12 protein-coding genes and 2 pseudogenes are annotated in these 12,176 nt (G+C 51.6%); 10 read left to right on the forward strand and 4 right to left on the reverse strand.

Going from position 1 to position 12,176, the window contains the following annotated elements; translation table 11 throughout:
- Positions 1-105: 105 nt before the first annotated feature.
- The 3 genes from NMUL_RS04350 (at position 106) to NMUL_RS04360 (ending at position 2,972) form a co-directional block, all read left to right on the forward strand.
- Positions 106-1,230 (forward strand): DUF6733 family protein, encoded by a 1,125-nt coding sequence (locus tag NMUL_RS04350; RefSeq protein ID WP_011380176.1) that lies wholly within the window; start codon positions 106-108, stop codon positions 1,228-1,230.
- Positions 1,231-1,273: 43 nt separating this feature from the next.
- A complete protein-coding gene (locus NMUL_RS04355; RefSeq protein ID WP_011380177.1) occupies positions 1,274-1,924 on the forward strand; it encodes a hypothetical protein in 651 nt (216 codons plus the stop codon).
- A gap of 631 nt (positions 1,925-2,555) precedes the next feature.
- Complete coding sequence (locus NMUL_RS04360; protein ID WP_238529896.1) at positions 2,556-2,972, forward strand: response regulator; 417 nt, start codon at positions 2,556-2,558, stop codon at positions 2,970-2,972.
- Positions 2,973-3,377: 405 nt separating this feature from the next.
- Here NMUL_RS04360 and NMUL_RS15220 read toward each other — a convergent pair.
- A pseudogene (locus tag NMUL_RS15220) lies at positions 3,378-3,574 on the reverse strand (cold-shock protein).
- Between the two features lie 130 nt (positions 3,575-3,704).
- Positions 3,705-3,908: a hypothetical protein gene (locus NMUL_RS15600; RefSeq protein ID WP_143034420.1), complete on the reverse strand. Its 204-nt coding sequence runs from the start codon at positions 3,906-3,908 to the stop codon at positions 3,705-3,707.
- A gap of 311 nt (positions 3,909-4,219) precedes the next feature.
- Between NMUL_RS15600 and NMUL_RS16260 the strand changes: the two genes are divergently transcribed.
- The 5 genes from NMUL_RS16260 (at position 4,220) to NMUL_RS16475 (ending at position 7,869) form a co-directional block, all read left to right on the forward strand.
- Positions 4,220-4,504: a response regulator gene (locus NMUL_RS16260; RefSeq protein WP_011380180.1), complete on the forward strand. Its 285-nt coding sequence runs from the start codon at positions 4,220-4,222 to the stop codon at positions 4,502-4,504.
- Between the two features lie 194 nt (positions 4,505-4,698).
- The gene (locus tag NMUL_RS16465; RefSeq protein ID WP_256326878.1) at positions 4,699-4,836 is read left to right on the forward strand and encodes a diguanylate cyclase domain-containing protein; all 138 of its coding nucleotides are present in this window, start codon (positions 4,699-4,701) and stop codon (positions 4,834-4,836) included.
- The gene (locus NMUL_RS16470) at positions 4,827-5,027 is read left to right on the forward strand and encodes a diguanylate cyclase domain-containing protein (protein WP_074773162.1); all 201 of its coding nucleotides are present in this window, start codon (positions 4,827-4,829) and stop codon (positions 5,025-5,027) included. The genes NMUL_RS16465 and NMUL_RS16470 overlap by 10 nt, the downstream gene beginning before the upstream one ends.
- 384 nt (positions 5,028-5,411) lie before the next feature.
- Entirely contained in the window at positions 5,412-7,529 is a 2,118-nt protein-coding gene (locus NMUL_RS04380) for a putative bifunctional diguanylate cyclase/phosphodiesterase (protein ID WP_011380181.1), read from the forward strand.
- 217 nt (positions 7,530-7,746) lie between these two features.
- Positions 7,747-7,869, forward strand: coding sequence for a hypothetical protein (locus NMUL_RS16475; RefSeq protein WP_258039208.1), 123 nt, complete (start codon positions 7,747-7,749; stop codon positions 7,867-7,869).
- Between the two features lie 653 nt (positions 7,870-8,522).
- On the opposite strand, the gene NMUL_RS04390 is transcribed toward NMUL_RS16475, so the two are convergent.
- Complete coding sequence (locus NMUL_RS04390; protein ID WP_011380182.1) at positions 8,523-8,990, reverse strand: response regulator; 468 nt, start codon at positions 8,988-8,990, stop codon at positions 8,523-8,525.
- A gap of 117 nt (positions 8,991-9,107) precedes the next feature.
- Here NMUL_RS04390 and NMUL_RS15240 point away from each other — a divergent pair.
- Positions 9,108-9,850, forward strand: a pseudogene (locus NMUL_RS15240) (IS5 family transposase).
- Positions 9,851-9,993: 143 nt separating this feature from the next.
- Here the strand turns inward: NMUL_RS15240 and NMUL_RS04405 are convergent.
- Positions 9,994-10,761 (reverse strand): Crp/Fnr family transcriptional regulator, encoded by a 768-nt coding sequence (locus NMUL_RS04405; RefSeq protein ID WP_011380183.1) that lies wholly within the window; start codon positions 10,759-10,761, stop codon positions 9,994-9,996.
- Positions 10,762-12,020: 1,259 nt separating this feature from the next.
- Here NMUL_RS04405 and NMUL_RS16480 point away from each other — a divergent pair.
- Positions 12,021-12,155, forward strand: a complete 135-nt coding sequence (locus NMUL_RS16480; RefSeq protein ID WP_256326856.1) for a hypothetical protein — start codon at positions 12,021-12,023, stop codon at positions 12,153-12,155.
- The last annotated feature ends 21 nt before the right edge of the window (positions 12,156-12,176 follow it).

Consider the following 12,176-nt stretch of genomic DNA (forward strand, 5'->3'; position numbering starts at 1 on the left):
CTCACAAGTGCATCACATATTGTTCACAATATATTCACGCTTCGCGGGGTCCGTTCCAAACAGGTACAAAATTCAACATCAATACAAAAAGAAAGTGAACTGTAAATGTCAGTACTATCGAAAGAAAGCAGCAAAGTCAACACGATCGTATCAAGGGAAATGAAGAAGTATCTGCGCCTTTGTCTGTTTCTCGGCGCCGCCTTTATGTCATCCAGCGCACTGGCACTGGCGCAAACAGAAGACGAGCTCAGGAGGAAACTGGAACTGCTGGAGGCGAGAATCGCTGAGCTGGAAGGGCGACTGGAGAATCAGGAGGCTCAGGATGTGCGTGGCAAAGGGCATCATGGCGGCGTGAATCTGAAGAGGTCTCCGTCCTCTGGCGTGGCGCATCCAGCCTTTGCGCAAACCGAGGCCGAGCCCAGGAAATCCGAAGCCAAGGAGATCAAGGAAGCCAACGGGGCGCATATGAAGGGGCATGCAGAAGGCGGATGGCAGGCTGCTCATGACAAAGATCATGGCTTCGACAAGGAAAAATTTCACGGTGGCGTGACCTTGAAGCAGGATGCATTCTTTGGCTTTCAGACCATACTCGATGCGGGTTATGAAGTTGCCGACAACATCGACTTTACCTTCTACAGCTGGCTTTGGACAAGTCCCAACTTCGGCCGTAGCCGGGTAGTCGCCGGACCTAACGGCATGCAGGTGGATGCAGGGGGTAACGGGTTATGGACCGAAGTCGGAATGGGCTTGAATTTTCGACTTTTCAATGACACATTGAGTATCAATCCCCAGTTCGGTATTCTCAACGGCGCCTTGCTTTCCAGCCGGATTGTCGGCAGAGGCATTCGCGCTGGCGAAGGCATAGTACCCAGCATCACCTTCAACTATGACAACGGATTTTTTACCGGGCAGGCGTATCTTGCTTACTACGCCGCCATTCGTGACGAGCGCGCCAGGGACTTCATCCATAACTGGATCAACATCGGTGTCAAGCCGGCGCTGTTCAATTTCAAAAATGTCCCGATCAATTCTGTCGGGGTTCACTGGGAGCATTTGCGATTTCACGTAGACCGGATTGAAGGCAATCCCGGTACGGTCTACAACTGGATCGGCCCTTACGTGGAGTTTGCACTACCCATGCATCTCGCCCTGCGCTTCGCCGCTGGCGCCGATCTCAAGGGTGAAGTATCCAACGAGTTCTATCAAGCCAGCATCAAGATGCATTTTTAAGGTCGAAGGCGCTATCGGTCCAATGGTAACTTCAGGAAAAAAAATGGAGCAGAAGCTGGAGCATCTCACGAGCTCGGAATTGCGGGCCTTGATAGCGGAGCTGCGGCCGCTAGAGGTATGCGATCTGGTGGAGCGTGAACATCAGGTACTGGCTGCGCGGCAGATGCTCGACTCCTTGTCGGAACAACTGCGGCACGCCAAAACGGAAGCAAAGGCGGCTCACCGGCAGTTATGCAACTGGCGCCTGTCTCATCCGTTTCGCACACGACTGCATTATCTGGGATGGATGCCTTCCCGATTTCTTGCAGAGCGCGAGTCAAGCAAATCTGCGGCGGAGACGGAAGTGCTGCAATTGACCGAGCGTGTCTATCTTGCTGCCGAGCATCTCAAAAAAATAGAGGGCGAGGCGGAGGCGCGGATTCAGTTGGAACAGGCGCCGGTAAGGGAACGCATTGCCGAGTTGGAATATCTGTGGCAGAAGAGGGCGGCCCAGGAACAGATGGAGCGGAAGCAGACGCAGGAGCCCGCCAGCAGTTTGTCGCCATTCATGGCCCACAAGCTCAAGCGGGAGATGAAGACACAGGACCTTCATCCTGCGGAGGCTGGCCGCACTTCGGCCGACTCATCCCACAACACCGGTACAGCCGGTACAGTGGCTAAACCGAGAGGGTTCTGGAAGGTGGCCAGCAGGTAGGCAGTCTTGTCATTCGCTTGAGCTTGTTGAACGGCTTCGAAAGCAGCCCTTGTCCCAATCCTGACCCCTGACTCCTGATTTGAGCTTGCGGAAGAGTACAAACGCCAAAAGGTTAGAATCAGGCCCAACAATTTTTCAAAGGCTTATGGATGAAACCGTAAGCCTTTTTCTTTTGTTGAGGCACTTAAGGGGCAATTTATCAAGAAAATTACTGGTGCCTTCTCCCTGGCATAAGGCTGATCGACGCATAGGCGCTTGCCGAATGCCATCTTCCCACCTGGTGCTCCGAAGGAAGATCCAGGTAGCTCCGCAGCGTCGATTCTGGAGGGCACTAAACTACAGCATGCGGCTAGGGATGCGTTCGCCTCAGTCCACCTCCCTCTTCATTTCTGTTTCAACAGAATATAAGCAGCGCTAGCTCGCTCAAATTGTACAAGCCGTTTATTTGGTGGTTTGGCAATGGTCGAATGTGCGGTAGCGAACAGTCCTATTCCAGTCCCCTCATGATATTTTTAAACTTTCTTCCCAGCAATCACTCCTTCAGCTGTAAGGCCAATACCTAAACGGGACAGCAGGCACAGAGATGCAGAAAGAGGATTTGAAGGTCCTTTCCGGACTCAAGCTCTTGATCATGTATGACGAACCAGAAGCGCTGGACGTTACTAAAGAGATACTGTCTTTTTATGGAGCGGAAGTGATAATCTGTACCGAGGTTTTGGAGGGATTGGAGCAGCTGCAAACAGACAAACCTGACGTCATCCTCTGTGACCTGGGTACATTCCCGGTAAAGGGCTACCAGTTCCTCTGGGCCGTGCGGAACCTGCCGGTGGGCAAAGGCAGGGATACTCCTGCCGTCGCGCTGTCAGTCTGGAGCAGGAAAGAAGTGCTGGCCAAAGCAATCAATGCGGGTTTTCAGAGGTATTTTTGCAAACCTGTAGAGTTTTCGGCGCTGGTTGAAATGATTGCAGGTTTGGCAAGAAAGCAGCAGGACCTAAAGGGCAAGCAGGTCTCAAATATTCAATCTGCACAAGATTCATACAGAGGATAAACCACAAACGTAATGCAGTACAATGTGGTTTTTCCTCAAGGGTTGAAGCCTCCTGACAAGGCCTTGCATCTCCTGGCATGCTTCCCAGGAAAGTTGTTCCGTGGTGTTCTGCGCTATCAACTTCAATACTGCCACCATGGCTTTCCGCGACGCTGGGCACCTACGGCAAGCCTGTGCCCCAGCCTTGTTCCCTTCCCTTGCGGCGGCTGCCCTTTGGAATACCTGGAACAGGCTCTCCATTCAAATGGCCAGAGTGGACGCCAGCCCTCGTTATCCCTGCCCATGACGCCTGTTCGATCCCCTTTGTCGTCGTAGGGCATTGAGGATCACGGACTGCTCAGCAAACGAGCAATTTGCACATGCGAAATTCCCACTGCATTACGGTTTGCTCGCAGCGTGAAAACCTTACCAAATATTGGACGCCTGCTTGTCCTTCGGGCCCTGCGTAACCCGAGCGTTATTTTTTGACTTTCCTTGAGGGTTTTGAGGCCGGACAGGGTGATTTGGGAGAAGTGTGCAAACAGATCTTCATTGTCGTCATCAGGGGTAATGAAGCCCCAGTCTTTTTCATCATTGAATCATTCGACTGTGCCAGTTGCCATTCCTGCTTCCTAAAAAAACCGGCCTGAGCGCGAACGTAGATCGCAAAAACATCGAATGGTCCAAAGAAGGGATGCAATTTTACGATAGCGCTGACCAGGTAGTTTTACAGTCTCTCGAGACGAGAGATGATCAGGCGATAATGCGCATTTCGCGCAGCCGACGGCGAAGGAGTTTGCGAGTTTCATCCTTGTAAGCCGCGAAGACAGTGTCCATATCGAGTTCTGACCTGGATTTTCCAGCAGAGCGAAGCTTTTTGTTGATCCCACTTTCCAGCCAGTGGTCAAACTCATCCTGCGTATATCCGTACAGGTCAATGTATTTTCGTTTCTTCATGACATTTCTTCCGGGATAGGGAAACATATCAGTCAAAAAAGCCCTGAGTTCAGGGCTGCCGCATTCTGACAATCTCCAGACGAGGAATATGTGCAGTAACGCACCTACGAAATCCCTGTTCACGATTTTCCTTAATTATGAGTGTGACATACCAAACAGTATGAGTTACTAAGGAATATTAATCTGATCTCCAATGTCATGCAGGGACTGCTGAGCAAGGATAGCTGGCAGATAACGTATGACAAAGGAGAAAATAGTATGAGGGTTACGAACAAGCCGATTCTCCTCGTCAAGACGAGCCGGTGGACAAGATGACGGTTATGAGGCCGCTCAAGCAGATTCACGTGATAAACAAGGTCATTCATCTGGAATCTGGAAAACGGCGAGGATGCGCTGAACACTACCTCGGGGATGAGAACAGCGACAAACCCTGCCTCATCTTGCTCGACTTGAACATGTCCATCATGAATGGAATTGAATTCCTGCAAGCGGTAAAAGATGATGAGCAGCTCAGACGTATTCCCGTAGTGATGCTGACCACCTCGGATGAGCAGCACGACAGGCTGTACAGCTTCAATTTCGGTGTGGCGGGATAAATGGCCAAGGCCGTTGACTACCAGAAATTCGTCGAAGTCATGCGTCCAATCGATGCGTACTGGATGATCAGCGAAATATCCTGGAATGGCATTGTTCAACTTTCGAACTGCCTCTTTACCCGACATGAATCCGGTGCTCGCAATTTATTGACCTTGACCGCTTCAAGCCGATCAACGATTCGCTTGGCCATGAGATTGGCGACAAGCTGCTCAAGATCGTAGCCGAGCGTATGCAATCCAGGGTGCGCGAAACCGATACTGTCAGCCGGCTGGGAGGTGACGAATTTATTATCCTGTTGAGCCGGATTCAATGCACCCTCCAATGCCGCTAGCGTTGCCGAGAAAACTATCCCAGCCCTATCACATAGAAGGGCATGAACTGCTGCTAAGCGCGAGTGTGCGGATCAGCCTCTATCCAGATAATGGCAACGACGCAGACAACCTTTTGCGCAGTGCCGATGACGCGATGTACCTTGCCAAGAGACAAGGCAGGAGCCATTATCATGGTGCGAAACGCTCCTAGGAGTTGGCGTTTCGTGAAAGCAGGGATCGAGGTAGGGAAAAGGAAGCACTGTTACGGCAGCGGCAGCCTAAGTAGGCTAGGTAGGGAAGTCAGTTCCCGTGGTTCCCCACGATCCTTGCGAAAAAACCTGCAATGGATATTTTGGTAACCAAGGGCCAAGCCCGGGCTTGTCACTGCGCACCAGTAACCCATCCACAGTGGTATAGCAGGAAGTTTCGGTGTTCAATAGATTGCTTGCCGGAATGTCGGATTCTACCGAATGAATATGCAGGTTGATTCTGGAGAGCATTAATTGTCAAGATTGGAAATTCTATGCACATGCTGGATCTTGGACAGCAACAGAATCAGGTCGAGTCGAAAGGCCTCCTGCTGGAGGAATAGAATTTGAGGCTGCCCGCATTCTTCGCTGTTTTCAATAGCAAGGAAACAAGAAAGGCACTGGAGGAAAAAACAGCGGAATTTAGCCGCTCGCTTTCGCTGTGCAAAGCCACCGTGGAGTTGACGGCTGAAGGGCTCCTGGTGACCGACAGGGTGGGCCGCGTGCTCTACCATAACCAGTTTTATCTGGAGATGTGGCCGATTCCCGAGGAGTTCATGGATAATATGTCACACCAGGCAATTGTCCAGTATGGTTCGAGCCAATTAAAAGAGCCACAACGATTCCTGCACGCGACTGAGGAAATCTATCACGCATGGCCGCCTGAAAGCCTTGACCTCCTTCAGTTTAACGATTGCCGGATATTTGAACGCTATACCAAGGCCAAAGTCCTGGAGGGGCAAAACATGGTGCGCGTCTGGAGCTTGAGAAACATTACGGAACGAAGGGAGGCGGATGCCTACAAAGCGCAGCTGGCGGCAATTGTCGAGTCCTCCAACGATGCGATCATTGTCCAGGACCTCAACGGCATTATCACCAGCTGGAATGCCGGGGCAGAGGGGCTTTTCGGGTATCGTGCCAGCGAGGTAATAGGCTCTTCCGTAGAGATACTCATTCCTCCGGACCTCCGGGAAGAAGAGGGAGATATCATGTGCCTCATCAAAAGCGGAAGACGCGCGGATCATTTTGAAACCGTGCGATGGGGAAAGGGCAGAAAACCAATTGATGTCTCGGTCACGATATCGGCAATGAAGGATAGGGCCGGTAATATCATCGGCGCATCCAAAATAGTGCGAGACATCACCCAACGCAAGGAATCGCAGGAACGCATCGAGTATCTGGCCCATTACGACTCGCTGACCGGGTTGCCTAACCGGACGCTGCTCTCCGATCGCCTCAGGATTGCGATCGAGAACGCGAGGCGGTATTCCATACGATTGGCGCTGCTGTTCGTGGACATTGACCGTTTCAAGCTGGTCAACGATTCGCTTGGCCATGAGATTGGCGACAAGCTGCTCAAGGCAGTCGCACAGCGAATGCAATCCACAGTGCGCCAGGCTGATACGGTGAGCCGGGTAGGGGGTGATGAATTTGTTGTCCTGCTAAGCCGGATCGAAACAGCGACGGATGCGGCGCGAAGCGCGGAAAAGCTTATTACCTCAATCTCCCAGCCCTATCAAATAGAAGAGCATGAGTTATTACTGACTGCGAGCATCGGGATCAGCATTTATCCAGACAATGGCAAGGATGCGAGCAGTCTGACGCGCAATGCGGATGCCGCGATGTACTCGGCCAAAGGGCAGGGCAGGAACCGCTATCAGTTCTATTCTGAGGACTTGACTTATGCCGCGGCTGAACGGCTCAGACTTGAGCACGACTTGCGAGGGGCACTTTCGCGTGATGAAATTTTCCCGCTATATCAGCCTCAGATAGAGCTTGCCACGGGACGGGTCATCGGCGTGGAGGCCCTCATGCGCTGGAACCGGGCGGGGCAGGGGTTGATCTCTCCTGCAAGCTTTATTCCTGTAGCCGAGGACAGTGGTCTAATCCTCGCTCTCGGTGAATACATCCTGAGAAAAGCCTGCCTGCAGGCGCGCCAATGGCACGAACATCAGGGATTCCAAGGAACGATTGCGGTAAATGTTTCAGCGGTGCAGTTTCGCCAGAACGATTTCACGGATGTTGTGTTGCGCGTCCTTTCCGAAACGGGTTTTCCGCCTGAATGCCTCGAACTGGAAGTCACCGAGAGCGTCGTGATGCAGGGATTGGAATCGGTGGTGCAGAAGATGGGCATTCTTGAATCGCATGGTATAAAACTGGCCATCGACGATTTTGGCACTGGCTATTCCAGCTTGTCCTATTTGCGGCAGTTTGCCATTGACCGGCTAAAAATAGACCAATCCTTTGTTCGTGACCTGCCGGGGGATGCGGATGCGCAGGCGATTATCCGCGCCATAGTTGCGATGGGGCGCAGCCTGGGCTTACGGGTGATGGCAGAAGGCGTGGAGACGGAAGCGCAGGCCCGATTTCTGCAGGACATCGAGTGCACGGAAAGCCAGGGCTATCTCTATGCAAGGCCAATGAAGTCAAATGATTTTGAAGCCTGGCTAAAAACCAGGAATTAGGCTCTTCCTGGATTATGTTGGCCCGCCCGTCTGCTTCTTGCTGGCTTTAGGAATGTCATTAATTCTTACATTAAAATATCCTGCAAGGAAACTTCTCCCTTTAAATCAGAAACCTGTACACTGGCACCATTCATGCCTCTGTCTTCTAACAGATACCGCGAATCGGATGTGGGATCCCCGATGGATGGAAACACATATAAAAAAACAAGGGGGAAACATGAACAAACTTATCGCAACGGCATTCACTGGCGCTTTATGGGCGACAACACCGCTATCAGCTTCCGCCCTCGTCATTGACATAAATACACACCTCATCGGCAACCCTGCTGCAGCAACGTAACAGTCGTCACCCTGACCCTGACCCAGAACGGGAATAGTGTGGGATTTCAATTTTCAGAATTCGGTAGGTGATCTCGGCGCTATTGGGGATGAGGCATTTATTTCCAAGCTTTTATTTTCCTACGAGGGCCCCACTTTGCTTAACAGCAGCTCATTCGCAAACTTCGGGGGAACGCAACTGGTAAGCAGCACCGATTTCGGAATAAACCCGCGGGAAAAGACGCAGGCTACGATTTTTACTTTGAACTGAAATATCCTCCGAGCAACAGGAGTCCTTCGCTCCGGTTTGTCGACGGTGAATACAGTACGTGGACAGTCAGTGCTGCAGATGGTGTGTCAGCTGTTCTGGTTAGCGATTTTGCTGTTCTGGTTAATACTAATGGTGGGGGCGATAAATCCGCTTCGCTCGCAATGGTGCATATCCAGGGACCGGGAGGCGGTGGCTTGAAGTATATTGGCAGCGTCATTAATCGTGGTTGGGTTTCGATTGCTTTATTCATCAGGTAAGCTCAGGGAGCTTATCTTTGATGGGATTCGTGGCAGATAAAGGTCAAAGCTATTTTTTCAGTAGGCAGGAGAGAAACCAGACAGGGTTCATCTTTGGGGAGTTGCAATTTCCCGAGTCTAATGTAAAACACATTAAAGTAGAAAAAATCAGGGCAAGCTGCCGAAGGGGGCTTGAGAAGGAGAGGAAATGGGTCTCTCCCCGAGAGCTGAGTGAGTGGGCAGATTTGTAATGTGCGCCACAGTCTCAATTAATACTTGAAGTGAGACGGGTTTGGAAAGATGCGCCTGGAAACCGGCATTCAGAGCTCTTTCCCGATCCTGGGAGCGGCTGAAAGCGGTAAGGGCCAAGGCCGGAGTGTCTTTCCCTTTATGGACGGGGAGGTTCCGCACCGCCTGAATGAACTGGTAGCCGTCCATGTGAGGCATGCTGATATCGCTTATGACGATGTCGGGTCTTCGCATCCGCACCTGCTCCAGCGCTTCAACGGCAGTAAGAGAGGTAATTACTTCAGCGCCGTGTAACTCCAGCATCAACCTGGTGATAACCAGTATATCTTCCTCATCGTCTACGACCAATACCTTCTGTCCGGAAAGGGGCGGATTTATGTTATTCATCGCAATGGAGACAGAGCTGCTATTGGTTTAAATTTTATTAACACTCCCTTAGGGCCTGTTCACAGTAGTTGATTTGTGTTTACATCCGGAATTTGGATGTGGGTCATGGATCGGGACATGTTGAGCGATGCGCAGTGGGCTCGTATTTCGGGACTATTGCCGGGCAAGCCAACCGACAAGGGAGGGCGAGCGGCGGATAACCGGTTGTTCGTTGAGGCGGTGCTATACACGGCGCGGGTTGGAAACCCCTGGCGCGACCTGCCGCCGAAGTTTGGGAACTGGCATTCGGTGTATGTGCGCTTCGCGCGCTGGGAAGCCAACGGCGTGTGGTCGCGTGTTGCCGAAGCGCTCCAGGGCGAGGCCGATCTGGAAGAGCTATTCATCGACTCAACCGTCGTGCGTGCGCACCAGCACTCGGCTGGCGCGTCAAAAAAAACGGTAGCGATCAGGCGATCGGCCGCTCGCGTGGTGGGCTGACTACCAAGATCCATGCATGCGTGGATGCCTTGGGCAATCCATTGCGCCTGATCCTCACCGGTGGCCAAGTAGCCGACATTACACAAGGGCCCGCACTGATCAATTCCATCAAGACTGATGCAGTTGTCGCCGACAAGGGATACGACAGCCACGTGTTCGTCGCAGTGATCACCGAGACGGGGGCTGAGGCCGTCATCCCGTCTCGGAGCAACCGATGCGCCTCGCGCGAGTTCGATCGGGAGCGGTACAAAGCGCGTAACCTGGTGGAGCGATTCTTCAATCGGCTCAAACAATTTCGTCGCCTCGCGACCCGCTACGACAAACTCGCCAACCGCTTCAATGCTTTCTTGCATCTGGCTTGCGCCTACATCTGGCTACTGTGAACACGCTCTAACCTTTCTGTTCGCCGGCTCACATAAAAGAGCTTAAAGCGGTTGAAAGTAGAAGAAGGGTCAAGCCTTAAAGACTGAGTCAATAAACAAAAAACCCTGAAGGGGTTTGAGAAGGGAAATGCCTGAAAACTGATTTAAAGCGCATTTGCCGCATTTATGCTGTTTTGCCTTACCTTCTCACATGTCTTCACCTCATCAAATACCTGGTCAAATTCTTTTTTGACTTTTTTATAGCACTCGCAAGTCTCCTTCTGAAGACCGATCTGATCAATAACCATGATGTGGCCGCGGCGGTAGCAAATCGTTCCCGCTTCCAGCAGCTTTCTTGCAATTGCTGTAACGCTCTCGCGTCGAACGCCCAGAATGCTGGCGATGGATTCCTGAGTCAGGATAAGGTCCTGGGGACCGAGGCGATCCAGCATTGACAGCAACCAGCGGCATAGCCGCTGCTGAGCTGTATGATACCTGCTGCATACCACATTCTGGACGGCTTCCGTGATAAGCGCCTGACTGTAGCGTAACAACAGGCGTTGTAGCATTCCCCCCTCATTGAATTCCTGGAGCAAAAATGCGGCGTTCAGCCGGTAGCCGTAGCCGGCGCTTTGCACGCTGACCCAGTTCTGGGTAGCTTCTCCTCCCATGAACAGCGAGACGCCGAGCATGCCTTCTCTCCCTACGCTTGTAAGCTCCGACGATGCTCCATTTTCCAACATGCAATGGATGGAAATGACGGAAGAAGTGGGAAAGTAGGCATAGGGAAGCGTCTCGCCCGGTTTGCAGAGAACATCACCGGGCAGCAGATGAACCAGTTCGAGATGCGGCGCCAGATCGTCAAGTTCAATTGGCGGCAAGGCAGCCAGGAGGCGGTTGTGGGTGGGATGGGACGGGTGGAAAGTAGACATTTGTATGGTAAAACAGGCGTGCGGCTGGAGCAAAAAAGATAGCAGGTGCTCTTAAAGTGTTATTTCACTCATGGTCTTCTCCTTGTTCCCCGTCCACCTTCTGGTTATTCATTAGATCTTCTTAAGGTAGGCCAGGGATAACACCAGAGATAACTTTATTCAGGCGCATTCTAAGCATTGGGCGGGAAGGAATTAACTGTACTTTGGTACACGTTTTTCTATGATTTGCCTGATGATGTAAGGTGTGAAGGAATTCCTCCTTTGCAATCAAATAGAGATTTCCAAATTCGGAAAAAATCTTTAAGCCTTGATGGTTTTCTTCGCGCGGCTGACTGCCAGCGTGGTAATCACAGGGTGTTTGCTCCGTGAGGTTTTGGATGAAGCATATTGTTCATATCTTGCCGGGAAGAAGGAAAATGAGAAAAAGGATGATCAGCCCCATGGAACTGAGACCACAGCCTTGGCGAGGTAGGGCTGCAGCGGCGTAGTAGAGGGAAATACGGAACCGTCAGGCGCAATGACGATCAGGAGTACGTGCCCCTTCAACAATGGGCGAAATTTTGGGAGCGCGTGTTCATCTGATCGGAGTGACAGTGGTGCGGGCAAGGTTGAGAAGGCGAGAATCGGTATTTATGACTAAGTATCATGAACCCTGCCAACAACAACGAATCGAGGTTCTCCTCTATCTTGGAAATTCCGGCGGTAATTGCCCCTGACTTTCGGATCACGTAGATGATCCCGCTGATCACCCGCAGATCATCAACCGGGGACCCCGTGAGACAAGGGAAAATAACGCTTTATACGGTTGAACTGCGTTTCGGACAAGTAAAGCAGATCCCTCATGGCGCACCTCCACCATAAGTGGATCACAACCAGCTCCGTTCGTAAATCCTCAAATTAATAGGTCCTGAGCCTAGCTTAAAAATAGATAGGTTTGGACTTAAAGGTAGCTAGGGCAATGCGCCAGCACACAGAAGCTTATACCTCTTCATACGGCAACCCACCTAACCCTGGAGATCATGCTACACGGTCTTCGTGGCTGTACCCCGATTAACCCGCTCCCCTGCATTCAGCTGAACGATTATTGTGAACCACCGTACAGATGAGAATCAGCACATTTCTTAAGATGCTTACTATGGGCATAGGTCATAGTACTTAGCCCATCAGTTGTTGATGGCAAGCCGAAGGCAACAACGGGAAGTATGTGTTGGTGCCGTTTGTACCTTAAATTAACCGAGACACTTAAAAGGGTGACAAGTATGGATGCCTCCTCAGATGATCCACTCGAGAACTGGGACCTGGAAGAGATACCGGCATTAAGAGAGCTTTGGGAAAGTGACGATATTCCTGGGAAGTGGGAACAGGCCAGTATTACGCCCGAGTCGTTGGAGTAAAAATTGTGGCGCAGAATGGGT

The organism is Nitrosospira multiformis ATCC 25196, from assembly GCF_000196355.1.
Taxonomy (GTDB): domain Bacteria; phylum Pseudomonadota; class Gammaproteobacteria; order Burkholderiales; family Nitrosomonadaceae; genus Nitrosospira; species Nitrosospira multiformis.

Excerpts from the sequence above, each read along its gene's own strand:
- NMUL_RS04350 (WP_011380176.1), top strand. The coding sequence starts at position 106 with ATGTCAGTACTATCGAAAGAAAGCAGCAAAGTCAACACGATCGTATCA.
- NMUL_RS04355 (WP_011380177.1), top strand. The coding sequence starts at position 1,274 with ATGGAGCAGAAGCTGGAGCATCTCACGAGCTCGGAATTGCGGGCCTTG.
- NMUL_RS04360 (WP_238529896.1), top strand. The coding sequence starts at position 2,556 with ATGTATGACGAACCAGAAGCGCTGGACGTTACTAAAGAGATACTGTCT.
- NMUL_RS15600 (WP_143034420.1), bottom strand. The coding sequence starts at position 3,908 with ATGAAGAAACGAAAATACATTGACCTGTACGGATATACGCAGGATGAG.
- NMUL_RS16260 (WP_011380180.1), top strand. The coding sequence starts at position 4,220 with ATGACGGTTATGAGGCCGCTCAAGCAGATTCACGTGATAAACAAGGTC.
- NMUL_RS16470 (WP_074773162.1), top strand. The coding sequence starts at position 4,827 with ATGCCGCTAGCGTTGCCGAGAAAACTATCCCAGCCCTATCACATAGAA.
- NMUL_RS16475 (WP_258039208.1), top strand. The coding sequence starts at position 7,747 with ATGAACAAACTTATCGCAACGGCATTCACTGGCGCTTTATGGGCGACA.
- NMUL_RS04390 (WP_011380182.1), bottom strand. The coding sequence starts at position 8,990 with ATGAATAACATAAATCCGCCCCTTTCCGGACAGAAGGTATTGGTCGTA.
- NMUL_RS04405 (WP_011380183.1), bottom strand. The coding sequence starts at position 10,761 with ATGTCTACTTTCCACCCGTCCCATCCCACCCACAACCGCCTCCTGGCT.
- NMUL_RS16480 (WP_256326856.1), top strand. The coding sequence starts at position 12,021 with ATGGATGCCTCCTCAGATGATCCACTCGAGAACTGGGACCTGGAAGAG.